Genomic DNA, 18,661 nt, shown 5'->3' with positions numbered 1-18,661 from the left:
GACTATGCAAAAGATTTGTTTATATATCAGCATCGTGGCGGTGGTACTGCTGACAGGGTGCACAAAGAAATTTGATGAGATCAACACAGATCCAACGCAGGGCACCGAAGAGAATTTCGATCCCAATTCCCTGCTCAGCTTTGCACAGTACAATTTTGCCAGCCCGGGTTATTCGCAGCTCCTGTATCCCAGCACCAGCATGCAGATCCTGGCTTCTACCTTCAACTACTATGGTAATGGAGATAAGTATGTCAATACCGGCGGCTCTACCGATTACCAGGGGAGAATCTTTTCAGAGTGTTATTCCAACTCCAGCAGGATCTATGAAATGATGCGGCTCACAAAGGACAAGGATGTTAACCTGTATAATATCGGTAAGATCATGTATGTGCTGATCCTGCAACGTTGTACAGATGCTTATGGTGATGTGCCATACACAGAAGCCAACCGTGCAAAGGATGGCATTACCAAGCCTAAGTATGACCGTCAGCAGGATATCTATAACCTCATGCTGAAGCAGCTGGATACCGCCATCACTGCCCTGGATGCTTCCCAGCCTGCGCCGGTGAATGATCTTTTCTACAAAGGCGATATCGCCAAATGGAAAAGGTTTGGTTATTCACTGATGTTACGCGTGGCCATGCGTTTAACAAAGGTAGATCCTGTTACTGCACGGCAATGGGCAGAGAAGGCGGCTGCAGGTGGCACCTTAAGCGGGGTAAGTGATAATGCCTACGTAGTATGCGATGCTACCAAGGCACAGGATAATACTTCCAATGCATTGCTCACGGGCGACGACTTCAGGGAAGTACGCTGGAGCAAAACCTTTATTGATTTCCTGAGGGCGAATAAAGATCCCCGCCTGGGCGTGATAGGAGAGGTGCCTCCTGCGGGACTGGCCAACAATAGCAATGAGAGCCTTACCGGTAACACAGACTCAAGTGTACAGATTGGTTTGCCCAATGGTTACGATCTGCTGGGCGGCGCTACGGATATCCGTAAACGTGCGGATTATCCCGGCGGCACCGGCACCGGTGATGATATTGCGCCGCTGGGCAAATATTCGCGTCCGCGTGTAAATGTATTCATGAAACGCAACGGCACTGATTTTGTGCTCACTTATGCAGAATCTGAGCTGCTGCTGGCAGAAGCAAAGATCCGTAACTGGAATGTGCCTGGCACCGCCGCACAGCACTATGCCAACGGCGTATCAGGCGCTATGCAGCAGATGGCGCAGTTTGATCCGGTAGCAGCCATTGCTGCCGGCGATATACAAAATTACGTAGCTGCGCATCCGTTAGATCAGTCTTCGGTGGAGACAGCGCTCGAAAAGATCAACACCCAATATTGGGCGGCCACCATCTTCAATTTCACGGAGACCTGGAGCAACTGGCGCAGGTCTGGATACCCGAAATTGACGCCGGTAGTGTATCCTGGTAATGTTACCGGCGGTACTATTCCCCGCAGGATGATCTATTTATCGACAGAACAATTAAGCAATGCAGACAATTACAAGGCGGGGGTAAGCCACCTGACGCCAGCTGCAGACCTCCTTACTTCGCGTGTTTGGTGGGATAAATAAAGTTTAGATCACTATTTTAAGCACAAAGACCACGGTCATTGACCGTGGTCTTTTTTTGCTGTGCAGTGACCCTGTTTTAACTATTTTGTTGAAAATGATGGTATAAGCTTGTAAATTAAAAAAAATTTATCTATGTTTGGGTGTCGTTAACTGATTGTGTAGTAATCAATCATCAATAATTAATGTTCTTTTATTATAAGACATAATTAGATGTATTGTGCTAGCAGGCAAGCTATGCGGCGAGGTATTGGAGTATCAATTTATCAGGAATAGGTTAGGAAGGCGATGGGTTTTGCCGGAGACAATATTTAGCCCTGAAGGGACAACAGTGACAGATATATAATAATTTTTACGATTGTTTAATAAATTACTATATTACATCATATTATAATACATTTTTTCGTAAATACTATACTATGAATATCCGCTGAAAAGCCTGTTTTGTTAGTAGCGCCAACAGTGGGATTCCCTTTTGAAAACCTAATGAAAACCTATGAGTATGAAAGAAATTTACCCTTCAATTGTAACATGAACCAGGCGTTGCATAACGCGTAAGCGCGTGCGGCAATAATTATTCCTTATACCTGAAATGTAGGCCTGGTGCGAAACGACGAATAACTATTGTTAGCTGATACATTATCATCCAAACCGGATGCGAATAACTATGCCAATCATTGATCGTATATAACCGCTTTTAACACTATAAGTATTAATCTAAAAAAGAGTAAAATGAAAAGATCGCTCCTCTTTTGCGCGGTACTTTTCCTTTTGTGCACCAATATTGTTTTGGCACAGGAAAAGAAAACCATAGCTGGTATCGTGCAGGATGAAAAAGGAAGCCCGCTGGTGGGTGTGAGTGTACAGGAAAAAAATACTTCCAATGGTACGCTGACTGACCAGAATGGTGCTTTTAGACTGAGTGCCGACCCTGAGGGAGCACTCGTTTTCACGTATATAGGTTATTTAAGGCAGGATGTGCCCTTAAATGGCCGTGTGTCGCTGGCTATCCGCATGGCGCCGGACAGCAGGGGCCTGAATGAAGTCGTAGTAACAGCTATGGGTATCAAGAAAGAGCGCCGTAAACTGGGTTACGCTGTATCCAACGTAACCGGTGAAGAAATTCAGAAAGCATCTCCTACCAACTTTGCTTCTGCATTGTATGGTAAAGCTGCCGGTGTAAGCATCCAGACTGCACCCGGTGGTGGTACCAGTGCGGCTATCATTAAGATCAGGGGCCTGAACTCTATCAACGGTGATAACCAGCCGCTGATCGTTGTGGATGGTGTACCTATCCGTAACGACCAGATCAACAACGATGGTTACTACAGCGATAGCCGTATCCGTGGTAACAGCTTGCTGGACATCAACCCTGATAACATCCAAAACGTAGACATCCTGAAAGGCGCTGCTGCAACTGCCCTGTATGGTTCCAGCGGTAGTAACGGCGTGGTGATGATCACCACTAAGAGCGGCTCAAGAAAAGCAGGCCTGGGTGTTGACTTCAACTACTCTTACGGTATGGAGAAAGCTGCCGTACTGCCTGATGTTCAGACAGAATACGGCCCTGGACGTCCCCGTAAGTATAATATGGCCACCTATGGCACAGACGCAGCAGGATGGTTATATAATGATGTGACCGGAGACGGCAGACCTGACAAAAGACCCAACTATCGCGCAGAAGGCCAGTTCGGTCCCAAATTCGATGGCAGCGACGTTTTATACTGGGATGGCAGCACGGTTAAATACGTAGGACATGATGATGCATGGAAGAAGTTCTACCAGACAGGTTACAGCTCAATAGCCAATATAGCGCTCAGTAACTCTAGCGAAAAGAATACCTACCGTTTCTCTTATACCCGCAATGATTACAAAGGCATACAGATCGGCGGTAAACAGGAAAAAAACACCTTCAACTTTAACACTACCTATAAAGTAAACAACAGGCTGAGCACAGACCTGGTGATCACTTACGTGAATGAGTTTGTGCATAATCGTCCTGAGCAGATCAACCGTATCACTGCTAACTATGATGGTTTCTTCAGCGCTGCTGATGACATGGATGTTTACCTGAGAAAGTATCAGACCTCCAAAGGATATAAATGGGTAAGATTTGATGAAACCCAGAAAGATCCCGCAGAAGCGCTGAAAGTGAATATCCGTGCCAATGACTTCATGAACTTCCTCTGGAAGCAGCTGAAGAACAGCTATGACGAAAAGTCTAACCGCGTAATATCCAGCTTTACCCTGAACTATGACTTTGGCAAAGGAGTGAAATTCCGCGGCCGTATGGGTAACGACTTTACCGGTTACACTGCGGAAACAAGAAACTATGCAGAGTATCCGATAGCATTCGGTGAGTCTGGCGAATACGGTAGTGCAAGCAACCAGTACAGCATTGCCTATGCAGACTTGTTGCTTTCCTATAATAAAGATCTGTCTTCCAAATTCTCCCTGAACACCAGCGTAGGTTACCAGGCCCGTAAACAGGATAACCGTTATAACTACACGAGAACAGACGGAGGCCTGTTACAGGAAAACTGGTTTACCCTGAGCGCTTCCAAGAATGCGTTGGTTGGAAAAGATCAGACCAGGAGGACTTCCTACCTGCAGGATGGTTTATTTGGTATCGTAGGCCTGGGCTATAGGAACTTCCTGTTCCTGGAAGGTACCGGCCGTTATGAAAGAGTGTCTACGCTGGCCCCTGGCAAGAACGCCTATTTTTATCCCAGCGTAAGCCTTTCACTGGAGCTGAGCCGTGCGCTGCACCTGCCCAACTTTATTGACTACAGTAAGCTAAGGGCATCTTACGGTGTGGCTGCAACGCCGCCCGATATTTACAAGGCTAATATCGTGTATAATGGTGCTTCTGTTAACGGTACAGCCCTGCTGTATCCCAACGGTGAATATGGCAACGATGCGTTGAAGCCGGAGTTCAAGCATGAATATGAGGTAGGATGGGAAACCAAAATGTATGAGAACCGTCTCGGTTTTGATGTGTCTTATTACAATAACGTTATCAAAAACCAGATCTCCAGACTGGACCAACCTACTTCTACAGGCGCCAGATCAGTATGGCAGAATGTGGGTGACCTGAACAACTATGGTATAGAAGCAGCTATCTATGCTACTCCGATAGCAAAAAGAGATTTTGAGTGGAACATCCGTGCTACTATTGCCCATAACAGGAACAAACTGAAAAGCCTCAAGACGGGACTCAGCCAGCTCCAGCTTTTCGACCTGGATGGCGGTTCTGCACAGGTAATTGCTAAAATCGGAGAGGCAGCAGGTGATATCATCGTGTGGGATTATAAGAAAGATGCAGATGGTAAATACATCATTAACTCTGACGGCTTATACGACAGTGATTTCAATACACGCATAAAAGCAGGTAACATCCAGGCTGACATGGTAGGTGGTCTTAGCAACAACCTGCATTATAAGAACTGGAATTTCGCCTTCCTGGTAGACTTCCGTTGGGGTGGACAGATCCTCTCTACAACCAACTACTATATGACAGGTGCTGGTATATTTAAAAGCACACTGCAGTACAGGGATGCTGGCCGCGGCGGTATAACTTACTATGAAGATGCCGCTGGTAACAGAAGCCTTACTCCTATCGCGGGCGGTACCAAGTATGATGATGGTATGATACTGGATGGCGTTGACGCAACCGGTAAAAAGAACGACAAGATCATTTCAGCACCGGAATACTACTTTAACACTTACACCTGGGGTAACTACGCCGGTAGCGGTGGTAGCAGCACTAACTCTTACAAAACTGCAGTATATGACAACAACTTTATCAAGCTGCGTGAAGTATCGCTGAACTACACCCTGCCGGTAAGGCTTGCCAACAAAGCGAAAGTACAGAACCTGACCGTTGGCCTCTTTGGACGCAACCTGTTCTACTTCTACAAAACCCTGCCCAACCTCGATCCTGAAGTGGGTATAGGTTCCAGCTTTGTAAGCCAGGGAATAGATCAGGGTTCAAGTGCTGCATCCCGTACAATCGGTGCAAATCTGAAACTGAGCTTTTAATTGATCAAGCCAAAAATTGAAAAAAATGAAGAAGAATATTCTGATAATATTAATGCTGGCACCGGTGCTGGGTTTTATTTCGGCATGTAAAAAATCATCTTTTGATGATAAATACTACAATCCGGAAAAAACCACCAAAGGTACCATAGACGGTTTATATACCGGTGTATTTAAGAGCAGGAGGGTATTCCCCGACTATTGGAACCTGTTCACCTTTGTATCCACCACGCTGGGCTCTTATACACAAACTACGGCTACTTTTAGTGATGGTCGCAGATATGAGCAGGCCGGTGGCTATCTGCAGGATCGCTGGGATGACTTCTATACGCCTACCGGTGGCGATGGTAACTGGACAGCACCTTTGCCCAACTATCGCGAAATGGAAAAGCTGTACAATGCGCTGGAGACGGATGCAGAAAGAGAAGGCTACAAGTTGTTCATGCAAACTGCCCGCATTTTCCTGTATGACCAGGCTACCCAGATGGTAGATATGTGGGGTGATATTCCCTTTACCGAAGCAGCTGCGCTGAATGGTACCGGTGAGCTCAAATTGCCTGCCTATGATAAAGCCAGTGAGATATATGATTCAGCACTCATTAACCTGAAAAGTATCAGCCAGTGGCTTGCTAACGTACAGCCGGAACAGTTCTACCTGAACAAACTGGCCAAGCAGGATATCCTGATGAAAGGCGACATCATGAAATGGCGCCGCTATGCCAACTCGCTTATGCTGCGCCTGGCAATGCGTATATCCAATGTAGACGAAACCAGGGCAAGAACACTGGTGCAGGAGATCCTGGGTAATCCCACCCTGTATCCCGTACTTTCCAGTGTTGACGATAACGTACAGCTGGCTGCCGGAAAACCAGATCTGCAGACCAACCTGGTGGATGCATTCGGACAGAACCGCAACTATGCTCCTGACTACATGGTAGACTCCCTAATGGATCCTTCAGGCGATCCCCGTTTAAGGCTTTTCTATACAAAGAACAAAAACGGTATCTTCCAGGGATTGCCTAAAACAATGAACAGAACACAGCAGGACAGCATGGTTACCAACAAGCTGGTTTCTGTGATGGACAGCACTACCTTTGTTCGGAACCAGTTCTTCCCCGGCATTGTTTTCACTGTTGCGGAAACTTACTTCCTGGTAGCAGAAGCGTATGAAAGATGGGGTGGCGGATCTGCCAAAACATACTATGAGCAGGGCATTCGTCAATCTATCAAATATTACTACGAAAAAATCCATCTGCTGAGCGAGTATGGCACACACCAGACTCCACCCACTGAGAATGAGATCGTTTTACTGCTCGCTCATCCGCTGGTGGCCTATGGTACTGTAAGAGAAACCAACCTGAATAAAATTGGCCTGCAGAAATGGGTAAACTTCCATGTAATGCAGAATAACCAGGCATGGGCTGAGATGAGAAGAAGCGGATATCCTAAACTCTGGTTCCCGGTAGATAACACTTCTCCTACCACACCTGTACCCGGCTTCCGTTTACAGTATCCTGCCAACGAACGTAGCAGGAACGCTGTGAACTACGCCAAAGTAGCTGATAAGGACCTGGTATACGCCAAGCCGTTCTGGATGCCATAAACTGCTTTATTCCTATACCTATAAAACAGCTATGACAGGTCCCGGGCTTATGCCCGGGACCTTTTTTTTACCAGCGGAAAATGTATTTTGTGCATTTACCGTTATGAAGCTTCGCCTTACCATATTGATCACCCTCCTGGGCGCCGGCGTCTTACAAGCCCAGCCAAAATGGCGCTTGTCCTACGTACAGCCGCTCACCGGCACCGCCAATAGTACTACCGCCGCCGCCCTGAAACATGGCGAAGGCACCGAACGCCTCGCCAATACCATACCGGCAGTAGGCACGCCTTTCGCCATGACGCAGTGGACACCCCAAACCCGCACCAGCGAACAGAAATGCCTGGCTCCCTATTATTATAAAGATGAAAAGCTGAGCGGCTTCCGTGGTACCCACTGGCTCAGCGGCTCCTGCACACAGGACTATGGCAGCGTGACCATCATGCCGATCACCGGCTCCCTGCGCACACAGCCAGCCGATTTTGCAGCGCCTTACTCACATGCACAGGAGACCGCCGCGCCAGACTACTACCGCGTACAGCTGGACCGCTATGGCATCACCGCTGAAATGACTGCCCTGGCCCGTAGCAGCCTGCTGCAGTTCACCATGCAACGGGCAGACAGCTTCTACCTGCTGGTAATGCCCAACAGCGACCAGCAGCAAGGGCATGTGCAGATAGATACCGCCCTGCGTGAGATCAGCGGTTACAATCCCGTCCATCGCATTTACCAGGGATGGGGACAACCGGCTGGTTTCAGCGGCTATTTTGTGGTACAGCTAGAGCGGCCCTTCAGCGTAAAAGGTACTTTCAATAACGGCGCCTATATAGGCTTCAAGGCCAGGGCAGGAGAGCGGGTGCGGATTCGTGTAGGCACCTCCTTTACCAGTATTGCCGCCGCCCGCAACAACCTGCAGGCAGAGATCCACAGCTGGGACCTGGCAGCTACCAGAGCGAGATGTGCTTTTACCTGGGAGAGAGCCCTGCGGCAGATCCAGGTACAGGGGCAGGGCGAAGCAGAAAAACGTATTTTTTATACCGCCCTTTACCACAGCCTGCAGCATCCCCGTTTATTTAATGATGTGGATGGCGCCTATCCTCAATTTGCACACCAGTATGAACAAGACCTGCTGAAAGAAGGGAACTATTATGACGATTTCTCCATGTGGGATATCTACCGCGCGCAGCTGCCCCTGCTGGAAATACTTTTCCCGGATAAAGTGAATGATATGGCGGCCTCTCTTGTCCGCAAAGGACAACAGGGCGGCTGGCTGCCGATCTTTCCCTGTTGGAACAGCTACACCTGCGCCATGGTAGGTGATCATGCTATCGCTTTTATCGCTTCTGCCTGGCTGAAAGGGATCAACCGCTACGACGGCAACGCCGCCTATACGCTGATGCGCCGCAATGCTTTTGACACGCCTTCCCGCGCTGAATATCTGGATGGTAAAGGCCGCCGCGCGCTGACATCCTACCTGCAATATGGATATGTTCCGCTGGAAGACAGCGTGCCCGACGCCTTCCATAAGCGCGAGCAGGTATCCCGCACACTCGAGTACGCCTATGACGACTATGCCCTGGCCATGATGGCCAAAGCGCTTGGCAAAGATGAAGACTATACATTACTGATGCAGCGGGCGCAAAACTACCGCCATGTGTTTGATACTGCCACCGGTTTTATGAGAGGCCGTTATGCTAACGGTAACTGGTGTACGCCGTTCTACCCGGACCAGAAAATGTCTTTCATCACAGAAGGCACACCCCGCCAGTGCACCTTCTACGTACCGCAGGATATACCGGGCCTGGCAGCATTGATGGGCGGCATGCCGTGCCTGGAGGCCGCGCTGGATAGTCTTTTTGAAAAAGGGGAGTACTGGCATGGCAACGAGCCGGGGCACCAGATACCTTTCCTTTATAATTATACGGCATCGCCCTGGAAAACGCAGCGGCAGGTACGCCGTATCCTGGAAACAGAATATGCAGACGGCCCGGGTGGCCTGAGCGGCAACGATGATGCGGGGCAGATGTCTGCCTGGTATGTATTCGCTGCCATGGGCCTGTACCCCGTGGATCCTGTGTCCGGTAATTATGCGCTTTGTGTGCCTTTGTTTGACAACATCGTTTTGCAGCTGTCCGCTAACCGGGAGACCGTCATCACCGTACATAAACAAAATGCGCAGGCCGCTTATATTGATAAAGTTTTATGGAACGATGTACGGCTCAGCAGCCTGTTCGTCACCCATGAGCAGCTGGCAAGAGGCGGCCGCTTGGATATCTGGCTGAAATAAGCTTGCATAGCGCCGGTTTTATTGTTATTTTTTGGCGCTTTATTATTCATCATTTCAATTCCACTATGAAGAAGCTAGTCATTTTCCTATTTTTTGTACTGTCATTGAGTGCATCCGCCAGCGTTACCCTGCCTGCCGTGATTGGCAGCAACATGGTATTGCAACGGCAATCTGAGGCAGCCCTCTGGGGAACCGCCACCGCGAACGCTAAAGTAAGCGTCACCACCTCCTGGAACAAACGGCAGTATACCGTAAAAGCAGGACCAGACGGCGCCTGGAAAGTAAAAGTGCAAACCCCGGCAGCCGGCGGGCCTTACGAGATCACAATTTCAGATGGTAAACCGGTAAAGCTGGAGAACATCCTCATTGGCGAAGTATGGTTATGCTCGGGCCAGTCTAACATGGAAATGCCCGTAAAAGGGTTTAAGAACCAGCCGGTGCTGCATACGGCTGATCTGCTGATGGATGCAGACGACCCGCAGATACGGTTGTTCAACGTGCCCCGCAACGTATCCAGGACGCCGCAAACCACCTGCAATGCATCCTGGGAACAGGCAACGGCAGAAAGTGTGGCCGGGTTCAGCGCAGTAGGCTACCAGTTTGCAAAAATGCTCCACGAAAAACTGAAAGTACCGGTAGGCGTTATTGAAACTACCTGGGGCGGCACCGTGATAGAAGCCTGGATGGATGAGCAGAGCTTACAGCCTTTTGCCAGTGAAATAAAAATACTCTCCAAAGAAACTTTGAAACCCGACCGTAACGACGCTACCGCTTTATATAATGGCATGGTAACGCCCCTGGTAGGGTTTAATATAAAAGGAATGCTCTGGTACCAGGGAGAGGCCAACCGCGCACGCGCCGCACAATACCAGCGCCTGATGCCTGCCATGGTGAAGGCCTGGAGAACAGCCTGGGACTGCGGCGAATGGCCATTCTACTATGTACAGATCGCCCCTTACACCTATAGCGGCGACAAAGGAGAAACCGGCCTGCTCAGAGAGGCCCAGCTGAAAGCACTGCCGGAAATCCCCAATGCAGGGATGGCGGTAAGCATGGATGTAGGTATGGAGAACAACATCCATCCTCCAGACAAAACCATCATCGCTAAACGTCTTTTATACTGGGCATTGGCAAAAACATATGGCTTTAAAGGTATTCCCTATTCAGGGCCCGTGTACAAGTCGATGGAAGTAGCTGCTGATACCGTGAAGCTGTCATTTGATTATGCAACCAACGGCCTTAGCACCTTCGGTAAGTCCTTATCAGATTTTGAAGTGGCCGGTGCCGATAAAGTGTTCCATCCGGCCAACGCCTGGATCACCGGCAGTGGTATTGCACTCAAAAGTGATGAAGTAAAAAGCCCCGTAGCTGTTCGCTATGCATTTCGTTCCTGGGTGGTAGGCACCCTGTTTAACACAGAAGGCTTGCCTGCTTCATCTTTCAGAACAGATGAATGGAACGATAAATAGAGTAGTGGTATAAACGATAATTACTGTCTTATACATAAGCATACACAGGAAACGATGCTTATGTTAAAACAAACAGCCTTCCCGCATTATGGGAAGGCTGTTTGTTTATTGCAGTTGTCTTAAGTCGTTTAATCACCAAGGCCACGAATGAACTCCATGCAATAATCGGAACCGCAGGCAGAGCTGACATGAAAATAAGTAGCGGTAATAGATGTTTGCGTCTGCATACCGGTAGCCAGATAATTGCCGGGCGAGCTTAAGCTGAAAGGATAAGTACCCAGCGAAGTGCCGGTACCGCTAGGCCCGGTAGTGAACTGGATATTAGAGGGTGTGGTTCCGCCACCATTTACCGTATAGTAAATAGTGCCTATGGGGCCACCCGCTCCCACTCTGCCGGTAGTACTACCGTAGATCGGGAAAGAGTATCTCATCGTACCTTTCTTGATCACGGTAACCTTAGGATGTACAGGAGCAAAGCTGGACAGGGAAACAAAAAGGCATAGCATCAATGCAATAGGGAATAATCTCTTCATAGAATAATGGTTATTAGATTAACAAATAAAAGGGCTAAAAATGTCTTAACGAATATAAGCGTTTTTCGTATTGCCGTGACTGCTAATCTTTGCTAATCTTAAAAAGAAATTGTCTTCATAACAATTGCAAATGCAATAGCTATGAAGACAACCAGTTAAGATAATTATTTCAGCAGTTCTTTGATCTCGCTCAGTTTCAGCAAAGCTTCCACTGGTGTAAGCCGGTTAATATCCACATGATCCAGCTTTTCACGGATCTGTTTAAAGGTATCGCTATGCGCGTCAAAAATACTGAGCTGTACTTTCGTAGCTGGCGCCGCAATGTTCTTTACGTTTTGTTGCAGCGGTGCATCAATATGTTTTTCTTCCAGCTGGGTCAGCACTTCATTGGCGCGGGATACCAGCGCCGCCGGCATGCCGGCCATTTTAGCCACATGGATACCGAAGCTGTGACGGCTGCCGCCGGGGGCCAGCTTGCGCAGGAAGATCACCTTGTTGCCCGATTCCATATTGGTAATATGGAAATTTTTCACACGCCCATGTTTGTTCTCCAGTTCGTTCAGCTCATGATAGTGCGTAGCGAATAATGTTTTAGGCTTGTGCGGCGTCATGTCGTGCAGGTACTCTACAATGCTCCAGGCAATGGAGATGCCGTCGTAGGTACTGGTGCCGCGCCCTATTTCATCCAGGATCACCAGGCTGCGGGGTGTAATGTTGTTGATGATGCTGGCGGTTTCGTTCATCTCTACCATGAAGGTGGATTCCCCGCCGCTCAGGTTATCGGAAGCGCCTACACGCGTAAATATCTTATCTGTTAAGCCGATAGTAGCAGCAGCTGCAGGAACAAAGCTACCCATGTGCGCCATCAGGGTGATCAATGCGGTTTGCCGCAGGAGGGCTGATTTACCGCTCATGTTCGGACCAGTAAGAATGATGATCTGCTGTTGTTCCTGGTCCAGCAGGAGGTCATTGGCTACGTAGGATTCTCCTGCCGGCAGCCCGCGTTCGATCACTGGGTGGCGGCCGTCTTTAATATCCAGGGTATAGTCTTCTGTGATCAGCGGGCGGCGGTATTTGTACTGCAGCGCGTTGGAGGCAAAGCAAAGCAGGCAGTCTATCCTGGCAAGGGCATGTGCATTCTGCTGTATGGGCACGATGTAATCCTGCAGGGCAGCCAGCAGCTCATCAAACAGCTGTATTTCCAGGGCCAGGATCTTTTCTTCCGCGCCGGTGATCTTCTCTTCGTATTCCTTCAGCTCCGGCGTAATATATCTTTCGGCGTTAGCCAGTGTTTGTTTACGGATCCAGGTGGCAGGCACTTTATTGCGATGCGCGTTGGTCACTTCCAGGTAGTAGCCGAATACATTATTGAAGGCTACTTTCAGGGAAGGGATCCCCGTGGCCTCTGATTCTGTTTGCTGGATCCGCAGGAGGTATTCCTTACCGGAGCTGGCGATCTGCCGCAGCTTGTCCAGTTCCGGGTGGATGCCCTCGCGGATCACACCGCCTTTAATGGCTAATACCGGCGGAGTTTCCGTTACCTGTTGCAGGATGCGGTCTAATATAACAGGGCAATGGTTCAGCAATTGATGCAGCTTTTGCAGGTAAGCATTGTCTGTATTGGCCAGCAGCTCCTGTATGGCCTGTACCTGCTGCAGGGCTTTGGCCAGCTGCATTACTTCCCGCGGGTTGATCTTTTTTAAGGGGATCTTGGATACCAGCCTTTCCAGGTCGCCTGCCTGCTTCAAGTGTTGCTGCAGACCTTTGGCCAGGTCTGTTTCGCAGATAAAGAATTCCACTACATCCAGTCTTTCATTGATCTGCCGGATATCGCGCAAGGGGAATACCAGCCAGCGTTTCAGCAGGCGGGCGCCCATCGGGCTAACGGTATTATCCAGTACCTTGAGCAGGGTATGCCCGTTCTCCACGCTGCTGTTCAGCAGTTCCAGGTTGCGTACGGTAAAGCGGTCCATCCACAGGAAATCATCCTGGTCTATCCGCTGCATACCGGTGATGTGCTGCAGGTGCGGATGCTCGGTATCTTTCAGGTAATGCAGGGTAGCGCCTGCGGCGATGTGGGCATCGTGCAGCTCGTCTACACCAAAGCCTTTGAGCGAATGGGTGCCGAACTGTTTCAGCAGGGTTTCTTCTGCATACTGGGTGGTAAAGATCCACTCTTCCAGTGTATATGTATAAAAACGGGTGCCGAAGGTTTGACGGAAATTTTTCTGTTGCTGTTTCGCAAAGATCACTTCCGCGGGCCTGAAGCTTTGCAGCAGCTTATCGATATACTCGGTGTTGCCCTGCGCTACAAAGAACTCGCCGGTAGAGATGTCGAGGAAAGCTACGCCGGTGTTGTTAGCTCCAAAGTGCACGGCGGCCAGGAAGTTGTTACTGGCATTCTCCAGCAGTTTATCATTAATAGCCACACCCGGGGTCACCATTTCTGTTACCCCGCGTTTTACAATGCCTTTTACACTTTTAGGATCTTCCAGCTGGTCGCACACAGCCACGCGGTGCCCTGCCTTCACCAGCTTATGGAGGTAGGTGTCCAATGCATGATGCGGAAAGCCGGCCAGGTCTACATAAGAAGCAGCGCCATTGGCCCTTTTGGTTAACACAATACCCAATACCCGGGCGGCGATCACGGCATCCTCATTAAAGGTTTCATAAAAGTCGCCTACCCGGAAAAGCAGCACGGCATCAGGATACTTTGCCTTGATGGCATTGTGCTGTTGCATGAGCGGGGTTTCTTCCGATTTGCTTTTAGCCATAGGCCGCAAATATATTACCTTTGCGTCTATGCGCAAACTAACCATGGCCGAGTTGGGCCGTAAAACCATTCACCAGTTCAGGGAGGCGGATAAAACGCCGGTGGTGCTGGTGCTGGATAATGTGAGGAGCATGCATAACGTAGGTTCAGTATTCCGTACCGCAGATGCTTTTCTGTTGCAGGGCATCATCTTATGCGGATACACGCCGGTGCCGCCTCACCGGGATATTCATAAAACAGCGCTGGGCGCTACCGAAACAGTGGCCTGGGATTATAGCGAAACCACGCTGGAAGCAGTACAGCGCCTGCAGGCAGACGGGTTTGCCGTTATGGCCATTGAACAGGCAGAGAAAAGCGTCATGCTGGATGATTATGTACCTGGTGCAGATAAACCCCTGGCGCTGGTATTCGGCAACGAAGTATCCGGGGTGGATGCAGCCGTGATGCAACAGGTGGATGGATGTATCGAGATCCCCCAGCTCGGCATGAAACATTCCCTTAATATTTCAGTGAGCGCCGGTATTGTTGTTTGGGATATATTTGCAAAACTAAAGAAAGTTTGAAGCTGAATGTTTGAGAATTGAAGTTTGAGGTTCGTTAGAGGTTAGAAGTTCTGGATATGTCGGCTTGGCTGCCGGCCACCTGCTTTTCAGACAGATACCTGTATTGAACCCGGAACCTCTAACCAACCTCAAACCTCAAACTTCAAACTTGAAACTTCAATCTGTGAAATATGCTTACTACCGTTAATAAGTATCTATCGCTCGTAAAGTTCAGTCACACCATATTTGCCATGCCCTTTGCCATGACGGGATTCTTTATGGCCACTGTAAAAGAGGCCCATCCCTTCCACTGGCAAACCTTTCTGCTGGTAGTGCTCTGCATGGTATTTGCCCGCAGCGCTGCTATGGCTTTTAACCGCTGGCTGGATGCCGATATTGATAAGCGCAACCCGCGTACCGCCAAACGGGAAATACCCGCCGGTGTGATCGCCGCCAATAAAGCCCTTTATTTTGTGATCGGCAACGCCGTACTGTTCATGCTCTGCGCCTGGTTCATCAACCGGCTCTGTTTCTTCCTGTCGCCGGTGGCCCTGCTGGTAGTGCTGGGCTACAGCTATACCAAGCGCTTCACCGCCCTTTGCCACCTGGTGCTGGGCCTGGGCCTGTCCCTGGCTCCGATAGGCGCTTTTCTTTCCGTTACCGGTTATTTCGCCATATTGCCCGTCATGGTATCCGTGCTGGTACTGTGCTGGGTATCTGGTTTTGATATTATCTACGCGCTGCAGGACGTGGAGTTTGACCGCTCCCAGTCCCTCAATTCCATCCCGGCCTGGCTGGGAAAGCCGGGCGCCCTGCGTTTTTCTGAAGTACTGCATGTAGTATCGGCAGCGCTGGTGATCACCATTGGTCTTACCGGCCATTTCAGCTGGCTGTACTGGATCGGGGCCGCCGTGTTCATCATCATGCTGGTATCTCAGCACCTGCTGGTAAAGCCGCATGACCTGAGCCGGGTGAACCTGGCCTTTATGACCACCAACGGCATTGCCAGTGTGGTATATGGCGTATTTGTGATCGCCGATATGTTTTTTAATGTTTGAGGTTTGAAGTTTGAGGTCTGAAGTTCGTTAGAAGTTCCAGGTTCAATACAGGTATCTGTCTGAAAAGCAGGTGGCCGCAGGCAAGACGACATATCCAGAACTTCTAACCTCTAACGAACCTCAAACCTCAAACCTCAAACTTCAAACCTCAAACTTTTTAATGGGACGAATACTTTCAATTGATTATGGTAAAAAGCGGACCGGCCTGGCCGTTACAGATCCGCTGCAGCTGATCGCCAACGGGCTCACCACCGTACCTACCCATGAGCTCATCCCTTTCCTGAAAAAATACATGGCCGCCGAAACCGTTACAGAGATCATTATCGGCGAACCTAAAAACCTGGATGGAAGCGCCACAGACGCCACCGCCCTGGTAACGGAATGTATCCGCATCCTTCACAAGCATTTCCCGGAGATACCCGTGAAAAAGATAGACGAACGCTTTACCTCCAAACTGGCTACCCGCTCCATGCTGGACAGCGGCCTGAAGAAAAAGGACCGCCAGAACAAGGCCCTCGTAGACGAAATAAGCGCTACTATTCTTTTGCAGGAATATTTACAGTATAAATAAGCTGCTGGCCTTTAGCTGCTAGCTTTTAGCTAATGGCTAACTGCTAAAAGCTAATAGCTATTTCGTACCTTTGCTTTTTTTAAAACACGCTATACATGATTTTACCGATAGCAGCATACGGACATCCGGTGCTCAGAAAAGTATGTGAAGACATTACGCCCGACTATCCTAACTTGCAGCAGCTCATCGCTAATATGTGGGAAACCATGTACGCTTCCAGCGGGGTAGGACTGGCAGCGCCGCAGATCAATAAGCCTATCCGTTTGTTTGTAATAGACAGTGAGCAGATCATCAATAACCTGGAAGAAGATGAAAAAGACGAGTACCCCGGAGACCACGGTGTAAAGCAGGTTTTCATCAACGCCCACCAGGTAGCAACAGAAGGAGACGAATGGCCTTATAATGAAGGCTGCCTCAGCATACCAAAGATCCGGGAAGACGTATACCGCCCCGAAAAGATCCGCCTCCGCTATCTGGACGAAAATTTCCATCCCCACGAAAGGACTTTCCATGGCATCACCGCCAGGGTGATCTTCCATGAATACGATCACATCGAAGGCAAATTATTCATCGATTACCTGAAACCGCTTAAGCGCAGAATGCTAAAAGGCAAACTGGAAGATATCTCTAAAGGAAAAATTGGCACAGATTACAAAATGATTTTCCATAAATAAAATAGAAGGAAATTTTGTAATGTAAAAAAAAGCTACTATTTTGGCTCCAGCTATTACTTAACTATCCTAGTGTCTGACTTGCGACCCTCTTTAACATATACTGAAGCTGAATTAGTTCAGGGCCTGAAAGCCCGTGATGAAAAAGTGTTCAGTTACGTATATGATCACTATTCACCCGCATTATATGGCGTAGCGCTCAAAGTAGTGAACGACGAGAACACGGCTGTAGACGTGTTACAGGAGATCTTTTTGAAGATCTGGCGTGGTATTGAGCGGTATGACGTTGATAAAGGCCGTTTGTTTACCTGGATGCTGAATATTGCACGCAATACAGCCATCGATACCCTGCGCTCCCGCGCACACAAGCTGGGACAGAAAATGCAGGAGATCGGGAACGGCCACCAGGAACAGCTGGTCGTACAGCAATCCGTAGATCACCTGGGCCTGTCTAAAGTGCTGGACCAGCTAAACAAGGAACAACGCACCATCATCGACCTGGCCTATTACCGTGGCTGCACCCAGGAAGAGATTGCGAAGCTGCTCGACATGCCACTGGGAACGGTTAAGACAAGAATGCGCAATGCCATTATTCAATTAAGAAATATCTTAAAACAGGTATAGTCAAGGTGGATGTTCAACGCTACATATCGTCCGGGATCATTGAAAGTTATGTGGTAGGTCTCGTTTCAGAACGGGAAGCCAGGGAAGTGGAAAATGCCATTGCCGAATTTCCTGAGATCAGGGCAGCCGTAGAGGCCTGCCGCCAGGATATGGAGCTGTATGTAGAACTGAGCGCCGTAAAACCTCCCAAAGCTATCCGCAACCGCATACTCGATGCCATAGAAAATGAAACGCAGCCGGAAGGAGAACAGCTCCTGCCCGAAGAGCTGCGGCGGCCCGAGGCAGCAGCAGGGGAGGAGGAGACGCCGTTCAAAATGCCTGCATTGAATATTAACGCCGCTCAAACATGGTTATACCTGGCCATTGGAGCGATCTTACTGCTGATCATCAGCGTAGGCTTCAATTTTTACTATGCCCGCGAGTATAAAACATACCTGCAGAAATCTAGCGAGCTGGCCGCCAGCGAAGCAACACTGACACAGCAAACCAAAGTATACCAGGCCAGGCAGCAGGCCCTCGAAAAGGAGCTCAGCCTCCTGAAAGACCCGGCCCTGAAATGGACCCGCCTCTCGGGCACCGGCAAACATACCGGCCAATTGGCCGCCATCGGCTGGAATACCCAGACAAAAGAAGTATACCTCCTGGCCCTGTCTTTACCCGAACCAGCTGCCGATCAGCAATACCAGCTGTGGGCAGTAGTGAACGGTAAACCCGTAGACGCAGGCGTTTTTGAAATGGGCCAGCAGCAGCACGCCCTGCAGAAAATGAAGGAAGTAAGCGCCGCCCAGGTATTCATCATCACCCTGGAGAAGAAAGGCGGCAATACCACCCCTGCACTGGACCAGGTATTCCTGGCCGGGAAAGCAATTAACAATTAATAATTAATAGTTAATAATTATAATGCAAGTACCCCAAC

13 protein-coding genes are annotated in these 18,661 nt (G+C 49.2%); 11 read left to right on the top strand and 2 right to left on the bottom strand.

Annotation, left to right across the window (positions count from 1 at the left end):
• The first annotated feature begins 4 nt into the window (after positions 1-4).
• The 5 genes from ACR9Y8_RS10535 to ACR9Y8_RS10515 all read left to right on the top strand — a co-directional run bounded on the left by ACR9Y8_RS10535 (position 5) and on the right by ACR9Y8_RS10515 (position 10,973).
• Positions 5-1,582, top strand: coding sequence for a SusD/RagB family nutrient-binding outer membrane lipoprotein (locus tag ACR9Y8_RS10535; RefSeq protein ID WP_481213219.1), 1,578 nt, complete (start codon positions 5-7; stop codon positions 1,580-1,582).
• A gap of 729 nt (positions 1,583-2,311) precedes the next feature.
• Positions 2,312-5,620, top strand: a complete 3,309-nt coding sequence (locus tag ACR9Y8_RS10530) for a SusC/RagA family TonB-linked outer membrane protein (protein WP_481213218.1) — start codon at positions 2,312-2,314, stop codon at positions 5,618-5,620.
• A gap of 25 nt (positions 5,621-5,645) precedes the next feature.
• Positions 5,646-7,220, top strand: a complete 1,575-nt coding sequence (locus tag ACR9Y8_RS10525) for a SusD/RagB family nutrient-binding outer membrane lipoprotein (RefSeq protein ID WP_481213217.1) — start codon at positions 5,646-5,648, stop codon at positions 7,218-7,220.
• Between the two features lie 103 nt (positions 7,221-7,323).
• Complete coding sequence (locus ACR9Y8_RS10520; RefSeq protein WP_481213216.1) at positions 7,324-9,504, top strand: GH92 family glycosyl hydrolase; 2,181 nt, start codon at positions 7,324-7,326, stop codon at positions 9,502-9,504.
• Positions 9,505-9,569: 65 nt separating this feature from the next.
• On the top strand, positions 9,570-10,973 hold the full coding sequence (locus ACR9Y8_RS10515) for a sialate O-acetylesterase (protein ID WP_481213215.1): 1,404 nt from the start codon (positions 9,570-9,572) through the stop codon (positions 10,971-10,973).
• 128 nt (positions 10,974-11,101) lie between these two features.
• On the opposite strand, the gene ACR9Y8_RS10510 is transcribed toward ACR9Y8_RS10515, so the two are convergent.
• A complete protein-coding gene (locus tag ACR9Y8_RS10510; RefSeq protein WP_481213214.1) occupies positions 11,102-11,506 on the bottom strand; it encodes a hypothetical protein in 405 nt (134 codons plus the stop codon).
• Between the two features lie 164 nt (positions 11,507-11,670).
• The gene (gene mutS, locus ACR9Y8_RS10505) at positions 11,671-14,280 is read right to left on the bottom strand and encodes a DNA mismatch repair protein MutS (RefSeq protein WP_481213213.1); all 2,610 of its coding nucleotides are present in this window, start codon (positions 14,278-14,280) and stop codon (positions 11,671-11,673) included.
• Positions 14,281-14,308: 28 nt separating this feature from the next.
• Here mutS and ACR9Y8_RS10500 point away from each other — a divergent pair, with 28 nt between their 5' ends.
• The 6 genes from ACR9Y8_RS10500 (at position 14,309) to ACR9Y8_RS10475 (ending at position 18,623) form a co-directional block, all read left to right on the top strand.
• A complete protein-coding gene (locus tag ACR9Y8_RS10500; RefSeq protein WP_481213212.1) occupies positions 14,309-14,842 on the top strand; it encodes an RNA methyltransferase in 534 nt (177 codons plus the stop codon).
• Between the two features lie 170 nt (positions 14,843-15,012).
• Positions 15,013-15,879 (top strand): UbiA-like polyprenyltransferase, encoded by an 867-nt coding sequence (locus ACR9Y8_RS10495; RefSeq protein ID WP_481213211.1) that lies wholly within the window; start codon positions 15,013-15,015, stop codon positions 15,877-15,879.
• 160 nt (positions 15,880-16,039) lie between these two features.
• Positions 16,040-16,450: a Holliday junction resolvase RuvX gene (gene ruvX, locus ACR9Y8_RS10490; protein WP_481213210.1), complete on the top strand. Its 411-nt coding sequence runs from the start codon at positions 16,040-16,042 to the stop codon at positions 16,448-16,450.
• A 95-nt stretch (positions 16,451-16,545) separates the two neighbouring features.
• Positions 16,546-17,124, top strand: a complete 579-nt coding sequence (gene def, locus ACR9Y8_RS10485) for a peptide deformylase (protein ID WP_481213209.1) — start codon at positions 16,546-16,548, stop codon at positions 17,122-17,124.
• Between the two features lie 78 nt (positions 17,125-17,202).
• Positions 17,203-17,745 (top strand): RNA polymerase sigma factor, encoded by a 543-nt coding sequence (locus ACR9Y8_RS10480; protein ID WP_481213208.1) that lies wholly within the window; start codon positions 17,203-17,205, stop codon positions 17,743-17,745.
• 5 nt (positions 17,746-17,750) lie between these two features.
• A complete protein-coding gene (locus tag ACR9Y8_RS10475; protein ID WP_481213207.1) occupies positions 17,751-18,623 on the top strand; it encodes an anti-sigma factor in 873 nt (290 codons plus the stop codon).
• Positions 18,624-18,661 lie beyond the last annotated feature (38 nt).

It is taken from the genome of Chitinophaga sp. SVR4-12A, assembly GCF_056754765.1.
The sequence above is the reverse complement of the archived record's forward strand: the minus strand, read 5'-3'. Positions and strand labels throughout refer to the sequence as shown.

Coding starts and splice junctions, on each gene's coding strand:
- ACR9Y8_RS10535 (WP_481213219.1), top strand. CDS start 5: ATGCAAAAGATTTGTTTATATATCAGCATCGTGGCGGTGGTACTGCTG.
- ACR9Y8_RS10530 (WP_481213218.1), top strand. CDS start 2,312: ATGAAAAGATCGCTCCTCTTTTGCGCGGTACTTTTCCTTTTGTGCACC.
- ACR9Y8_RS10525 (WP_481213217.1), top strand. CDS start 5,646: ATGAAGAAGAATATTCTGATAATATTAATGCTGGCACCGGTGCTGGGT.
- ACR9Y8_RS10520 (WP_481213216.1), top strand. CDS start 7,324: ATGAAGCTTCGCCTTACCATATTGATCACCCTCCTGGGCGCCGGCGTC.
- ACR9Y8_RS10515 (WP_481213215.1), top strand. CDS start 9,570: ATGAAGAAGCTAGTCATTTTCCTATTTTTTGTACTGTCATTGAGTGCA.
- ACR9Y8_RS10510 (WP_481213214.1), bottom strand. CDS start 11,506: ATGAAGAGATTATTCCCTATTGCATTGATGCTATGCCTTTTTGTTTCC.
- mutS (WP_481213213.1), bottom strand. CDS start 14,280: ATGGCTAAAAGCAAATCGGAAGAAACCCCGCTCATGCAACAGCACAAT.
- ACR9Y8_RS10500 (WP_481213212.1), top strand. CDS start 14,309: ATGCGCAAACTAACCATGGCCGAGTTGGGCCGTAAAACCATTCACCAG.
- ACR9Y8_RS10495 (WP_481213211.1), top strand. CDS start 15,013: ATGCTTACTACCGTTAATAAGTATCTATCGCTCGTAAAGTTCAGTCAC.
- ruvX (WP_481213210.1), top strand. CDS start 16,040: ATGGGACGAATACTTTCAATTGATTATGGTAAAAAGCGGACCGGCCTG.
- def (WP_481213209.1), top strand. CDS start 16,546: ATGATTTTACCGATAGCAGCATACGGACATCCGGTGCTCAGAAAAGTA.